The following is a 12,910-nucleotide window of genomic DNA, read 5'->3' as shown; positions in this document are numbered from 1 at the left end:
AAAAAGCCGCCACAAGTGGCGGCCCTTTTTCAATCCCAGAACCCAACGTCTCGCCGGCTAATCATCTTCCCACGCTTGCGTTGGTCGGGCACATGACCCGAGGGGATGAAATCGCTCGACCATCAGCGCCAGCTTCTCAATAGACGGAGCGGGCCGGGCGACAGCCGGTACGCTTTTACGGCCTCCTGCGCTGATCGCTAAATTCCAACCGTGCCCATCCTCAACGATTGCTGAATACATGCTTCTATAAAGCGTTCCAGCGGTCAGGTGGGAGTAACGCGGCCCCGCGGCCTCGATAATGCGTGCGACAACGTGGGAGATGGCCTTCACTCCAAGACGAGTCCACGGCGGGAGCGAGGCAGGAAATAGCGATTCGTCAGCAGCCGGAATGCTCGCTCGATATTCAAGCCACTCCAACATCGCAGCCGACGCCAACTCATCAAGACGCACCAAGCGTTCGCGCGAGCTGTTTCGCCCGGCTGTCACGCCGTTTGTCGAGCTATCGGCGACGTCGAGGCCTACCAATTCGGCCACGGTAATTCCTGCAGCAAGAAGACAAACCAGGACAAGAGCGCGGAGTTCGAAGGGATATCTCGATCCTTGCGTTAGTTGAAGACGGCGCCGCTGCCACGAAACCAATGCGTCGACTTCCGCGCGCTTTATCGAATAGTTCGGCGGGATAGTGGTTTTCGCAAAGAACGGAAGCAGCAGGGCGGGGTTATCGGTACGAAGTCCAGCATTGACGAGCATCTGAATCGCAGTCCGGAGACTCCAGATGAGCCGATTCATTGATCGTTCGCTCCGAGTCTTGGCACGCTCCTGGCAAAATGCGGTCAAATCCAAAAGATCAGCAGTAAGAAAATCCTTATTGGTTCTGGCGAGAAACTCCGAGAACCAAGGAAGCACGATGGAAACGTTATACGCTTCAGTGGGACTGATCGAGGTCTTGACGGCTTCAATTACTACCTCAGTTAGATTTCGGGTTGCCAGCGTCATAGGCGCTCCAAGACCAGCGCGAGACGCTTTCTGACTCGAAGAGAATACAGGCGGTTGATGCGAACAGCGAGGTTCGCGAACGCCACCAAACTAGACATGCGCGGAGCCTGCCGGCGCAATTCAGATAGGCGGCCCGCGAGGAGCGAGGCGATGGCGCCTTGTCCCGTGTAGAGGGCATTCAAGGCGTCGCCTTCCTCCGCACTTGATGGACCGAGATCGCAAAGAGCGTCGGCCATCTCCAGCAGATCGGCTTCTGCCCAAGTCGCCATGTCGTCGGGCAGGGAGCGTCGAAATTCGGTACGCTGGCGGACCGAAGACGACAACAACTTCGCGCAAAACACCGCCTTGGCGTCATCGGAAACCTTCGGCCTCGCCGTCATGCGCGTCGCCTCTCCGCCGCAGCCGTGACAGCGCGCGAGTGCGCTGGCGGCGGACCAGCGAAAGTGCTCCGAACAGAAGGCACACCGATCTTCGAGAGGTGTGCCGGTGTCGGGGTCTCTACGAAGAGCGCAAACCGACCAGACGAGGCGATGATAGGGATGCTCGTCTTTCCGCAATATGTCGAACGCAAATCGGACCGGCGTTTGACGGACCTGATCCCAGCGGAATACAAAGTCGCCGAGACGTACGTGATGAGGTCGATTGTCGTCCGGGACAAGCATCGTCGGGATCAATTCGCTCGGAGCTACGTTGAGGTAGTCCGCGAGTTCCTTCATGCGGTCGATGCGGGTTGCCGCCGATGCTAGATGCTCCGGGTTGCCGAGGAGATCATGCACCACATGTTGCGGGGAGGGTGTCAACGTACTCGCTGCGCGCAGCAGAAGCGAAGGCAGTGACTCGCCTGGTAATGGTGCAAACTTCGTCCCCCGCGACTTCATGACGAGTCGCTCCGGTTTTTTGCCCACAGGACCGCTGCGCGGTTCGTAACAGTCGGCGACGACTGCTTCGTCATACGGAGCGTTTCCAGAGGAATTTTGTCGAATGGATTCGGTCCACGTCCGGGCCGGCACGCGAACGCTGCGAGGTAGTGGCGGCGTGTAAGTTCCAGCGATTTCTCGCCGAATATCGCGATCCTGGAAGCCGCCTGGGTCAGACGCATCAAGTCAGGCATGCCGCCAGCCGCTGCGATTTGCAATCGCTCGGGCATTTCGTCCGTCAGGATTTCAGTAGTCCGAAAGGGCAGCTTCTCGTTCAGAAGATTACAAGTCGTTAGCCAGTCCTTTCCGTAGGGCATCCGCGATATTGGAAGATGTAATGGAAATCTACCCGCCAGGCGATCGCACTTCTCGATGACGTCGCCGAACCCGTCTTGCCCGATGATCATGATAGGACAGGGTGTCAGGTCGAGAAGATCCTCCAGAAGATCTACACCCTTCTCGGAAATAGCGTCCCCGCGCATCAGACGGTCCGCGTGATTAAGAATAAGGAGACGGGCTTGCACCTTCTCCAGGAAAAGCTTGATCTGAATCCAGGCCAGTTCATCGCTGTTGCTATTGCGAACTTGCGGCCAACCGCCACTCGCGAGCACGGCATGCGCCAGATCCCTCGCGCTCGCCGACCGCGAGAACTTGCTGAATAGCACCGGCTGGCGAGCAATCGGATCGGCCGGAATTGGTGGGTTTTGCGACAGAAAATGCTCAGCGAGCGAGGTCTTTCCGGAGCCTTCCGGACCGTGCATCACGATATTGGTGTGTAGGCCCGACGTAGTGCGTTCGTAGAGAACGTGCTTCATCGATCTGACCGCCTTGCCGAACTCGGGCGTGTAGAAAACGTGCCTATCGATCGATGCGAGGCGATCCTCAATGGGCAGCAAGATTAACTCGGCCTTGGTCAGCGGCGGTGGTGCCGCGAGGGCCGGAAGGGGTGTGGGCTTCGAGTTCATGACGTAGCCCGCGGGTCGAAGTCCGCTGAGGGATCGATCGTTTGGTCGACGAACTCTTCTTCTGCCGGCGGAAGCGTAACGTATTGATATTCGCTGCGCTTCTGAGCAGGAGTGGGAGCCTTAGGTTCGACCTCCCAATACCCGCTGTCGCCCTTCACCAGGTCGATAAGTGCACTTGGCGGCTTGACACCGCTATGCCAGGCGCGAGCTTCCTGTCGCGCGACGGCAGTGGCCAAGTCGAGATTGCGCCCCAGCACCACGACGCCGTCTCGCAACGACCGCGAAGATGCTTTAGCATGGCCGGTGATATCAAAAAGCTGACATAGAAGGGCGTGTTCGTTCGCCTGATACTTAGCGAGAGTCGGTTTCGGTTTCCGCTTTTCCAGCGCGGCCTGTTTGGTCTCGTCCTCGACAATGTGGGCCCAAACCTTGCGATGAATGGTCACATCGAGGCCCGTCGCATAGACCGTATCCGTGCAGTCGACGAAGACGTATTCATTTCGAACGGGGTGATAAACGAGAGCTTGGCCCAGATCTTCGAAGTCGAACCTGCTTGGCAGCCTGGCTCGGTCGGCGATGCCATCGAGACCGCCGCTGTAAAAGAGGTTCTCGAAGCGAACGCCTTTCGTCTTGTAGTATGTGAGGGTCCGCCGGATTGAAAACATCAGTTTCCACTCGAGAGCGGTGTAGTCGCTGAAGAAACGCAGCGGCGGCGAATAGCCGCGAGACCGTTCCGCGTCGAGCCGACGAAGTCCGGACGTCATCGCCATCAGGGGCGTCTGGCGGCGAAGGCCGGCGTGGGGCCGAATGTGATAGACGTCCATGATGAAGTGCCAGATAAAGTGCTCGAGCTCCTTCATAGTCAGAGGATTCGCGGGGTTACCTTCTTTCGTCTTCGGACCTCTTTTGTTGGAAGCGTCCTTTGCTTCGGCACCACGGATCTTCCGGAGATACGCCTTCAGCGTCCTGAAGAACCTCTCCACGAACGGCTTGTGGTCACCGCGGTAGACACCCGCGAATTGCTGGGTGATCAGCAGATCCGAAAGGAGCGCTGACACGTCCTTCGAATGGAAGTCCTTGCCGTTGTCCATGACCAGCACGACGGGGATCATCGCGACATCGTAGGCGTTTTCGATTCCGAGATCGGCAAACAACTCGAATTTCGGTGACATGGCCATCTTGAGGGCCTTCATCGTCCGGAGGCTATTCGGTCCGTCGATGCCTAGAATCGCCGCGAGAACGAACCTCGTCGCGGCGTCGATGACGACGGTGATCCAAACCTTGCCGACAATGATCCGCTTCGTCTCTCCGTTCTCGTCCTTGTATTCGAACGCTACTCGGATCGGCAACAGGCTGTGATCGACCTCCCAGCGACTGTGAGGGAAATCGGGAATGAGGATCTTGCCTTTGGGCTGATGCTGCCGGTCAGCCTCGTACACGCCCTCGCGGAGCTGGACGAGCAAATAATTGTTCAGCTTCTTCCGATAGCGCGCGATCGTCGCCAGAGAAGGGATCATCTCGACCAGCAACTCGCCTTCTGCGAAGCGCGTTCCGATCTCGTCAGCGATCTTCGACTGGATATTCTCGAGCGAGAGATCTGGATTCGGCCCCCAATAGGTCTCGATGACGTCGTTGATTATGTCGACGACGATATCGTCGAAGATAGATTTACGGGACGATCCCTTGTTCCCGTGAGCCAAAACACATTTGTTTCGTCCGGACGCGAGCCACAACGCGTAGTCCCGCATCACCTGACCGCGGGAAGGCTTCTTGGTCTCGCCCTCATAAGGCTCCAGCTTGGCCAGCCAGGTTTTAACATCGTCCTTGGACCGGCAGCGAACGGCCTCGGGAGGCGGCTCAAGTCCGGCCATCCTCGCGTTCTCCGCCAAGAACAGCGCATGGTCCAACTTGACGCAATAGTAAAGTTTGCGCTCGATGAACTGCTGCGTTTTGGGATCGAAGAACTCGAATGGAGTATTCGCGAGGCGCAGCTTGTTAGCGGACCGAAGCTCCTTTCGCTCGACCGTCAGCTCATGATGCTTCCAATACCAGCAGTATTGATTCCACGTCATGGGCAGGGTGTGCATGCGGTCATGCCGACGGAAGACCATTTGGTTTCCGGTCACCTCTGTGAGCTCATAGGACGCGCCGGTGATCTTCACTTTCGAATGGAGCGGAAGCACCGGCGGCCCAACCAGGGACAAGTCTTCTTGCGGCGCGCGCGTGACTAGCATCCCGCGTACTCCACGTCGTCTTCAAATGCAGGAGCTTCGATCCAGAAGGGACGGCCCGTCGGGAGCTCGACTTTGCTTTCGAGGGAGAATGGATTGCGGAGATCGTATTCGGCGTGCCCGCGGGCGATCGCCGCGAAAAGCCAATCGGCCGGGAACGCGCGATCGGAGAACGCAGCAATGCAATCGCGGAACGGCAATGGGCCGGACGCGAGCAATTCCGTGAGATGCGCGATCTCTTCCGACGCGGGAATTTTCCCACGTTGCCAGAAGGCGCGGTTCACATTATCCGCGACCGTCTTCGAACGACAGAAGCTCTGATTCAAGGCAACGTAGGACAGGCCGGCTTTCATGAAGGCGCGGCGCAGCCTGGCGAGCTTGCCCTCTAATTTCGGCGAGATCCCCTGTTCGAGTTTCTTGAGGTTATTTGGGCCGTGGAGGAGACGCGTCGCATATTTCCCTTCGATCCAGATGGGCTCCTGCGTGCGCCGAAGAAGCGCGAAAGCGTCGGGGCAAGCCCAGGTCTCGCCAAGCTCGTCATGAATCTCCACCACGTCGAGCTGGTCGCGATAGAACTCGATCGAAGCGTCGATCTCGAGGACGCAGAAGAGGGGAAATTCGCCCTTCGACTCGCAGTGAATATCGCGAGCGGAGTTCTTCGTACTGGTAAATCGGACCGTCTCAAAACCGCGCCGTCCGTTCACTGGTCGGCGTACCCGCTCGTCGTCGACCCTGCGGTGGACCTTCAATCCATCGCCGCACTCGCAGGTACGGAAATTTTTCAGACCACCCGCTTCTTCAATCAGACGCTTAGGAATCAGCGATCCGATGTCTGGCGGTCCGAATTTATGTCCCATGATGCCGAGCATGCCGGCCATCTCCAGTCGAGCTACGCCACGAAAGCGTCCGATCGAGAGAGCCGCAGCCGAGCAAAACCAGGCTTGCGTCCGGAATCCGCGTGTGCGAATCTCGGGCCATTGAGAACGGTACTCTCGATAATTGTTGGCCTCGGCGTCTACCGCGGCCGGCGACTTAGTCCTGCAGCAGCCGGCTTAGGGCCTTGGAACCCTAAGCCGGCTGCTCTGCGTTCAGCGCATAGTTTGTTCTCCGAGTGAGGTAGGGGCTAGTATCGCCAAGCTCGCTTTCCTTAGCAACTACTTGAATCCTTTGAGTGAATTACTCTACAGGTGGCTGAATTTCGTCTTGATCGGCAAGGTGCCGTCAACAAATTTGGCCGCTGAATCCAGCGGCGAAGAAGATCGCAACTAAAACCCCTGATTGTGGGTTGCGTTGCGAATCCAGACTCGCCCGAGTTGTGGCGGCGGCGAAAACATATTGGTTCGCGAGCAAATCGAAGACGAAACGGAGCATTTACGACACTCTGAGAACGTCGAGCCATGCGGAATTTACCCAGCTCGGCGGACTGCGAAGCTCTGGCGTCCTTTGGACCCGAGGGCGACCGGGAAGCGGCGATGTGGAACGCCGTCGTCGCCTTGATATATTCGATCGGTGCGATGCCCTCGGAGCTCGCCAACCTGCGCTGGAAGGATGCGGACCGGCCGAAGGTCGGGCAATGGGTACTGACGCTGCACGGCAAGGCAGCGCGGCCGGTCCCCGTGCTGGTCTGGTCTAGTGATCGGCTGCGCACATATGAGAGCCTTTCCCAACCCATAGCCGAGGGGCTGATGTTCCCCTCAGACCAGCAGCGCTTCGCCAAATTGGCGTCGTCTGAGATCAGGCGCAGATCGCACATCCTCGGCTTACGGCCGACCGCTACCCCTCGGGCCATCAGGAGCGCCTGCATCCGGGATCTCATCCGAGCCGGCGCTACCCTGGAGGACGTGGCAGACCTGGTGGGATCCAAAGGGCTCAATGATTTCGGTCGTTTCGTCAATTCTCTCTTCCCCCCGACCGATTGAAGAGGCGGTGGGCACTGAGCGGATGAAGGCCCAGCACAGATGCGACGATGTCGGACGATCCGGATTGCGCTGCAAGCTTGGTACCGCAGCGGGATCTCAGAGAGCCGGGTCCACTTACCCCAACGATGCCAAGCAACCGGATAAGGTTGCGAAAGCGCAACTGCACGGTCCGAACCGAGATACGCGTGCCGCGCCGGTTGATGAACAGGGGGCCGCTCAGGGTCAACCGAAATGGGACCGTTGAACGGTACTCTGTCACGGCAGCTATTGCCCGATCCGTGAGGGCGACGGTACGCGGCGCAAAAGCGGTCGACCTGACGGTCACCACGGATCTCCCGATATCGCCGAGATCGAGCGCCACTACTTCGGCGGCCGATAAGCCCGCATCGTTCATCAGCAGATTGATCGCGCCATCCCGAAGTGCCTCCCAATCGTCTGCCGCGGTGGTGCAAGACGACAACAGTTCATCCATTTGACCATCTGGCGGAAGGGGGCGGGGCAAGCGATCGAAAGAAGGCAACTGGGCCGCAAGGAGCCCAGCGCATGGAATGCCTTCCGAGACGGTTAGAAAGCGCGCGAACGAGCGCAGGGCGCATAGCCGACGGTACCGCGTCGCCGAAGAAACCCCAGAACGCTTCCAATCGTTTGCCATCTTGTCGAGAGCGCCTTGATCCACCTTCGCAAGCTGACGAGTTACTCTGACCTGCAGACCGGCCGCTACATCACGAAGATCACGAGAATAGCAGTCGATCGTCTGTGGTGATTTGCCGTCCGCTCTCAGGGCGGAGAGCCAACGATCGCTTGAGGGGGCGAAGGGCAAACGGGACGTCACGGGCGCCCTCGCGTCTCTGCAAGATCGTTCATAATTATCGTGCGGACGGGCACGTAACCGCACAGATAATTCTCGACCAAACTAATCATGTCCGCTTCCATACTTCGATGATGGTTTAGAGCCGTGCGGCCGCTTGGTGCTGTCGAGCATCTGGCGGACCGTTTCGCCTGAGAGGTATCGGGTCTCGGCAAGCCTGTCGGCAATCGCGAGGATGGCACGCCGATTTCGTTTAACGAGCCGCTCGGCCTCCTTCTCAAGGCGGACGAGGTCGGCTTCTACGCGGCGGCGCAGAGACCGATCGTGCGCAACAGCGGAAAGGACATGATTCTGGTCGGCCGTGAAGGCGAGCCTCCCGCCGAGGCCTGTCGCATGAAGCGATCCGATGATCCGCGTGGCGATCGCCATGTCACTTTGATCACTCAGACCGCTGCCTACAGAGACTTCGCCGACGAGCAGGCGCTCTGCGGCGCGACCGCACAGGGTCGCAACGACGCGGCCCTCGAAGTCGCGACGAGTTGGCATGTCATCGTTGTCATAGGCGACCTGGGTTCGCGCGGCCTCGCCGATCCGCGTTTTAATGACTATGCCCACCAGGGTGCCGCAGGCCAATGCCAAGATTCCGACCGCGTGCGCCGCTTCATGAACGCAGATCCGACGCAGGCGCACAGGGGGAATTGCCTCGTTCGGGAGCGCAGCCGCACGAACGTCCTCGGCCTCTAAGGCACGCGCTTCACGGCGTGCGATCCGCCGCGCGTCCCGGGCCACCATCATGAGTTCGGCGCCGGTTGATCCGCGGAGGAGCCGCCCGAACTCGGCACGGTCGGCGTCCTTGATCTCAGGTAGGTAATGGGCGAGGATATTGATCGTACCGGCAAGATCCGGACGGCTAATCTCGATACACCGCTCGTAGCGACCTGGCCGCAGTAACGCGGAATCGATGCGTTCGATATAATTCGTAGCGCCGATAAAGACTATTTCGTCGCCACGCCGGGTACCGCTGCGCGTCTGGCCCCCGTGCGAAAAAGCTCCATCCAACTTGACTAGGAAATTTGCAACTACAGGTAGCCACCAATCACGACCGCGCGGAGAAAGGGTGGAGCGATCAGGTAGCGCGTCAAGTTCATCTAGGAACAAAACACAACTTCTAGATGCGTATGCCCTCTCGAACATGGCGTTCGTCGCTTGGACCACGCCGCCAAGCATTCCGTCCGAATTTGCAAAGAGATCCGCTATGGAAAAAGCAAGGAGGGGGAGGCCTAGAAAGCGGGAGACCATCCTCGCGAAAATCGTCTTGCCGGTACCCGATTCTCCAAATACGATCAGAGATCGTGATATCTGACTGAACTCTATCTTACGTTGTCTATAGTCTTCGAGATCCTGCGCAAGATCTAACGCCCAGCTCCTAGCCGCTCCGAATTCGAAGGCGGTCTCTAAAGAAGGCAAGCGCTCATCATCCTCGGAGCCGATCCTCCTTGTCGTGGCCCGCTCCATACGGTTAACGATTTGGCGAGGGGTCGATCCTGGTCGGAAAGTGGCGGCCAGGTCGTCAATGTCCAACCCGATTCCGACCAGCGAGGGCACAGGACAGGCAACGGCTCGACCGAGATGCCTTTCGACGACCTGTTTCAGAGTGCCGCCGGTCGGGGTTGCGAGATTGATCGTCTGATCCGCACTCGCCATGAGAGTGGATGGCAGCACGCTGGTCGAGGTCGCGATACCGACCACCGGATGGCCGTCCGCGAGCGCTTTAGCAATGACTGAGTTCCCGAGCGTGCTCTTGTGCTCGGCGCGATTTCCGCCGTCTCGGGCGACAACATGCCAACGCTCGCCGAAACGGCGTTTCCAGAAGCGTTCGCAGGGCGCGACCCATGCAGCCGTCGGAACGATGACAACAATCGCCAACACTGCTTTCCCCGCGAGCGAACGCTCGAGCGCCGAAGTCATCGCCTGCTCGAAGGCCACATCGACTATCGCATCGGCTGGAGTTTGCTTGTCGCGGACAGGCATTGCCGTAGTCTCTGAATCATCGTCTTCTTCGATAGAGCGCAGGCGATCAAAGCTCACTGTCGCAGTCTCGTCGTGGTGCGCGGGCCCAGTGGCGTCGAGGCGAGGTCGAGTTCGATGAGGTCGTGACAAGCCAGGGACATCACCGCGGTCGCTGGATCGCGGTGGCTCCGGAGGCGGTGCAGAAGCTCGCCAAGCTGCATGGGGCCGTCGTCCGTGAGCGCGCCGAGGATCTGCATGCGCAGCCCGAGGTCAATCGGGCGACCGGCATACTCGAAAACCGTCCTGGCATTGGAGCAGCGGGGTTCGCGCAAGACGTCCGTCTCCGTCCGGACCAACGGTCGAAGTCCCAGGTCAAGCAAGGCCTGCGCGACCATGAGTTTCTGGGCGATGGAGCGGCGCGGCCTGGCTTCGACGATGTCGAGATAGTAGCGGCCGTCGTCGTGTTCGATCGCGATTGCGTCGACACCCCATGTCGCCGGCGTGGTTGGGATCATCGGCAAATACTCGATCGATCGGACCGCCGGGTCGAGCGCAGCTTGCACCAGCGCGTCCCTGATGAGGGGATGCCGCACCGGGACGACCAATCCTCCGCATTTCACCGATACGAACTGGCCGACCTGGGACAGTCGCTCGCTTCTCCTTAAGCCCATCTTTTGCCCTTTCTTTGCGCTCTCTCGTCGGCTCATGCACGATCATCCATGAGGCGCCTTCGCCTTTGGATCTACGGACGTCGGAAGATCGAGGAAGGCGTCCGAGTCCCAGTCGTATCGGGACCGGACGAGAACAGGGCGCTCCCTCACGACGCCTCGCCGAAGATAGACATCGCGACCCGCGACGATCGGAACGGGCGTGCCGCGCTGATGGAGCTTGCAGAGCGGTGCGAGTACGAAGTTGGTAGCGAACAATCGCCCCTCGGCGCCACATTCGATGCACGCGCTTGCGGAGCGAGCCTCCGCGAGACCAATGGCTTCCTCGATTTTGAGGGCCTGTCGCTGCGAAATCTCGGACCTGCTACTCCAATGAGTACGCAACACGCCGTTCTCGCTGACCATGTGGGTGAAATAGACAGAGCCATCTTTCGCTGCAGCGGCCACTCGTTCCACCAGACGCGCCACCACGTGCTCCCAGCCAGCGGCGCAGCGCGGATATCCCGGCGCGAACGCCACCCCACGGAAAGAGCGCACAAAAAGCGATGGATTCCTCCGGATGAGCTTCTCTTGCCAGGTCATTTCGGCGCTCCAAGTTTTAAGCTTGTCGATTTCGCCGTCTTGCAGCTCAGCGATGAGTTCTCGACCAAGCGATCGGAGCGACGAGCCACCCAGGCGTCGCGATCGGGAAAGGTCGCGAGGTCCGTGCAGAGAACACGTTTGCAGATCAGGCTACAGACGATCGGCGTAATGTTCCGTTCCCCAACGGCCTGACCCAGCTCGCGAACGCTGAGACGATCTCTTTCAAGCGCACGTTCAATCCTTGCGCCAAGGCAACGGTCGATCTCAAGCGCGCGATGTTCCCAAATGCGCTCGCAGTGGGAGGCGAACGGCTGCGCGCAGATCGAAAAGGTATCTACCGCACGCAGGGTAATGTCGTGCTGATCAAGCGCGATCAGCAGCATGCCTTCGGTATCGATGTCGCGATCGACGCGCTCGTCCACGATGTCATATGCAACGAAACCGTTGTCGCGCCCGGCTACCAGCATCCCGACGTCGATTTGCTCGCCAGCGACCGGCAGAGTAGCGACAAAGCTCAACGAGCGAACCGTCGGATCCAGCGTCAACTGGACCGCAAGCCTCCGGCAGTTCGATTCATTTCCGCAGCCGAGCAGCGCTTGGCCGCTGGCGGAAAGCAAATCAATCGATGCAAAGCGACGGGAACCGGTTTTTTTCTGCGGCACGAATTGTCTCCGACTTCGCCGGATAAGGCCGATCGCCAAGCCCTCATCCGGTCCGCTGACCTAAAGAGAGCAGGGCGCGTCACTAGAGTCAAGATAGTTAGCTATCTAGAGCGGACGGTAACTGTTTATGACCAGGGCCGCATGCTGCCTAGGATGTGGATATCTTGGGGTTTTCCGAAAATCAGCACTTCCGCCCGACTTGGGGCGATGCTAAAGGAGCCTAGATGGTCAGCTATCTGACGCGGGGGGCATGCTGTGCGCGAGCCGAAGACGAAGGCAGCAAAGGCGAGAAAGAAGCGGACAGACGGCCGAAGTCAGATCCTTATCTACATGGACCCGTCCGTGATCGGGCGGCTCAAGCTGGCAGCTTTGGCTATGAAGAAGCCAGCATTCGTGCTTGCGGAAAAGGCGATCGAAGAGTGGCTGAAGAACCATCAGGCCGAAATTAAGCAGGGGACGGCAAAGATTTCGCGTGGTGAGTGAAGGCGAGCTCCGGAACAGCGCTGCGAATAGACCACTTTCACTACGACGGCGTTTTCGGGCGCCGGAAACGACCCCTCCTCACGCATCGAGAACGGCGGGGGCACGTTCCGCGAAGCGCCCTTCGCCGGCTCGATGTGCTCCCGATTCCGGGGACCGTTGACCTTGTCGCCTACCTGGCGGGCGAGGGCGGCGTCAAAATCCTGGAGCAGGAGGAACTCGATCTGGCGCTTCCGGACGTCGCGCAGCTTGTCCGAGATCCAAGGGTGGCCTGAGAGGCCGGTCCTCGGGTCGCCACGCGCCCCCATTCTCGTCGGAGAAAACGTGGCTCTCAGAGGCAATCAGGTGCACCCACGGGTGATTGATCATCTCGGCGTGGGCGGATCGGCTTAACGGTCGCTCCAGATGACGTAGTCCGAAGACCCCCACGAAGCAGCGAAGCCCTTAGCTTCCCATTGCCTCCGGCGGCGAAAATCCGGGTGTCCGGAGGCTCGTTGCCTTGCCTCTGTCGGCGCAAGAGCCTCGCGCGAACCGTGGCAAGACCGATCCGGCTGTGGTCATACTGCGGCGCATCGGCCTACAACGCTTTTCTCGTCGGTAGAAGATTGCTCCGGGAGCGGCAATTCGGCACGAACTTGCCAATGAGGCGTCCTAGTGCGATGAGAAAAGTCC

The 12,910-nt window shown here is 59.3% G+C and carries 12 protein-coding genes and 1 pseudogene; 2 read left to right on the top strand and 11 right to left on the bottom strand.

The window, feature by feature from the left end; genetic code table 11:
• Positions 1-57: 57 nt before the first annotated feature.
• The 5 genes from QY049_RS02915 to QY049_RS02895 are packed head-to-tail and all read right to left on the bottom strand — an operon-like array spanning position 58 to position 5,978.
• On the bottom strand, positions 58-996 hold the full coding sequence (locus QY049_RS02915; RefSeq protein WP_301268841.1) for a hypothetical protein: 939 nt from the start codon (positions 994-996) through the stop codon (positions 58-60).
• Complete coding sequence (locus tag QY049_RS02910) at positions 993-1,874, bottom strand: TniQ family protein (protein WP_301268840.1); 882 nt, start codon at positions 1,872-1,874, stop codon at positions 993-995. The genes QY049_RS02915 and QY049_RS02910 overlap by 4 nt, the downstream gene beginning before the upstream one ends.
• Positions 1,871-2,878 carry a TniB family NTP-binding protein gene (locus QY049_RS02905; RefSeq protein WP_301268839.1) on the bottom strand — a complete coding sequence of 336 codons (1,008 nt, stop codon included), beginning with the start codon at positions 2,876-2,878 and terminating at the stop codon, positions 1,871-1,873. The genes QY049_RS02910 and QY049_RS02905 overlap by 4 nt, the downstream gene beginning before the upstream one ends.
• Positions 2,875-5,112: a hypothetical protein gene (locus tag QY049_RS02900; protein WP_301268838.1), complete on the bottom strand. Its 2,238-nt coding sequence runs from the start codon at positions 5,110-5,112 to the stop codon at positions 2,875-2,877. The genes QY049_RS02905 and QY049_RS02900 overlap by 4 nt, the downstream gene beginning before the upstream one ends.
• Positions 5,106-5,978, bottom strand: coding sequence for a hypothetical protein (locus tag QY049_RS02895; RefSeq protein WP_301268837.1), 873 nt, complete (start codon positions 5,976-5,978; stop codon positions 5,106-5,108). The genes QY049_RS02900 and QY049_RS02895 overlap by 7 nt, the downstream gene beginning before the upstream one ends.
• Positions 5,979-6,581: 603 nt before the next feature.
• On the opposite strand from QY049_RS02895, the gene QY049_RS02890 reads away from it, so the two are divergent.
• Entirely contained in the window at positions 6,582-7,028 is a 447-nt protein-coding gene (locus QY049_RS02890; protein ID WP_301268836.1) for a hypothetical protein, read from the top strand.
• On the opposite strand, the gene xerC is transcribed toward QY049_RS02890, so the two are convergent.
• The 6 genes and pseudogenes from xerC to QY049_RS02865 form a co-directional block, all read right to left on the bottom strand.
• Positions 7,000-7,500 (bottom strand): tyrosine recombinase XerC, encoded by a 501-nt coding sequence (gene xerC, locus QY049_RS02885; protein WP_301268835.1) that lies wholly within the window; start codon positions 7,498-7,500, stop codon positions 7,000-7,002. The genes QY049_RS02890 and xerC overlap by 29 nt on opposite strands.
• Positions 7,501-7,602: 102 nt before the next feature.
• Positions 7,603-7,860: pseudogene (locus QY049_RS38940) on the bottom strand (site-specific integrase); the annotation flags it as partial.
• Between the two features lie 81 nt (positions 7,861-7,941).
• The gene (locus QY049_RS02880; RefSeq protein ID WP_301268834.1) at positions 7,942-9,924 is read right to left on the bottom strand and encodes an AAA family ATPase; all 1,983 of its coding nucleotides are present in this window, start codon (positions 9,922-9,924) and stop codon (positions 7,942-7,944) included.
• A complete protein-coding gene (locus QY049_RS02875; RefSeq protein ID WP_301268833.1) occupies positions 9,921-10,409 on the bottom strand; it encodes a hypothetical protein in 489 nt (162 codons plus the stop codon). Before QY049_RS02875 ends, QY049_RS02880 begins: the two co-directional genes overlap by 4 nt.
• A gap of 150 nt (positions 10,410-10,559) precedes the next feature.
• Positions 10,560-11,096, bottom strand: coding sequence for a hypothetical protein (locus QY049_RS02870; protein ID WP_301268832.1), 537 nt, complete (start codon positions 11,094-11,096; stop codon positions 10,560-10,562).
• Positions 11,093-11,758, bottom strand: a complete 666-nt coding sequence (locus tag QY049_RS02865; protein ID WP_301268831.1) for a hypothetical protein — start codon at positions 11,756-11,758, stop codon at positions 11,093-11,095. The genes QY049_RS02870 and QY049_RS02865 overlap by 4 nt, the downstream gene beginning before the upstream one ends.
• A gap of 255 nt (positions 11,759-12,013) precedes the next feature.
• Between QY049_RS02865 and QY049_RS02860 the strand changes: the two genes are divergently transcribed.
• Positions 12,014-12,241, top strand: a complete 228-nt coding sequence (locus QY049_RS02860; protein WP_301268830.1) for a hypothetical protein — start codon at positions 12,014-12,016, stop codon at positions 12,239-12,241.
• Positions 12,242-12,910: the final 669 nt, after the last annotated feature.

The sequence above is a fragment of the Bradyrhizobium sp. WYCCWR 13022 genome, from assembly GCF_030435535.1.
Lineage (GTDB): Bacteria > Pseudomonadota > Alphaproteobacteria > Rhizobiales > Xanthobacteraceae > Bradyrhizobium.
Note: the sequence above shows the minus strand (reverse complement) of the source record. Positions and strands in the feature narration are given on the sequence as shown.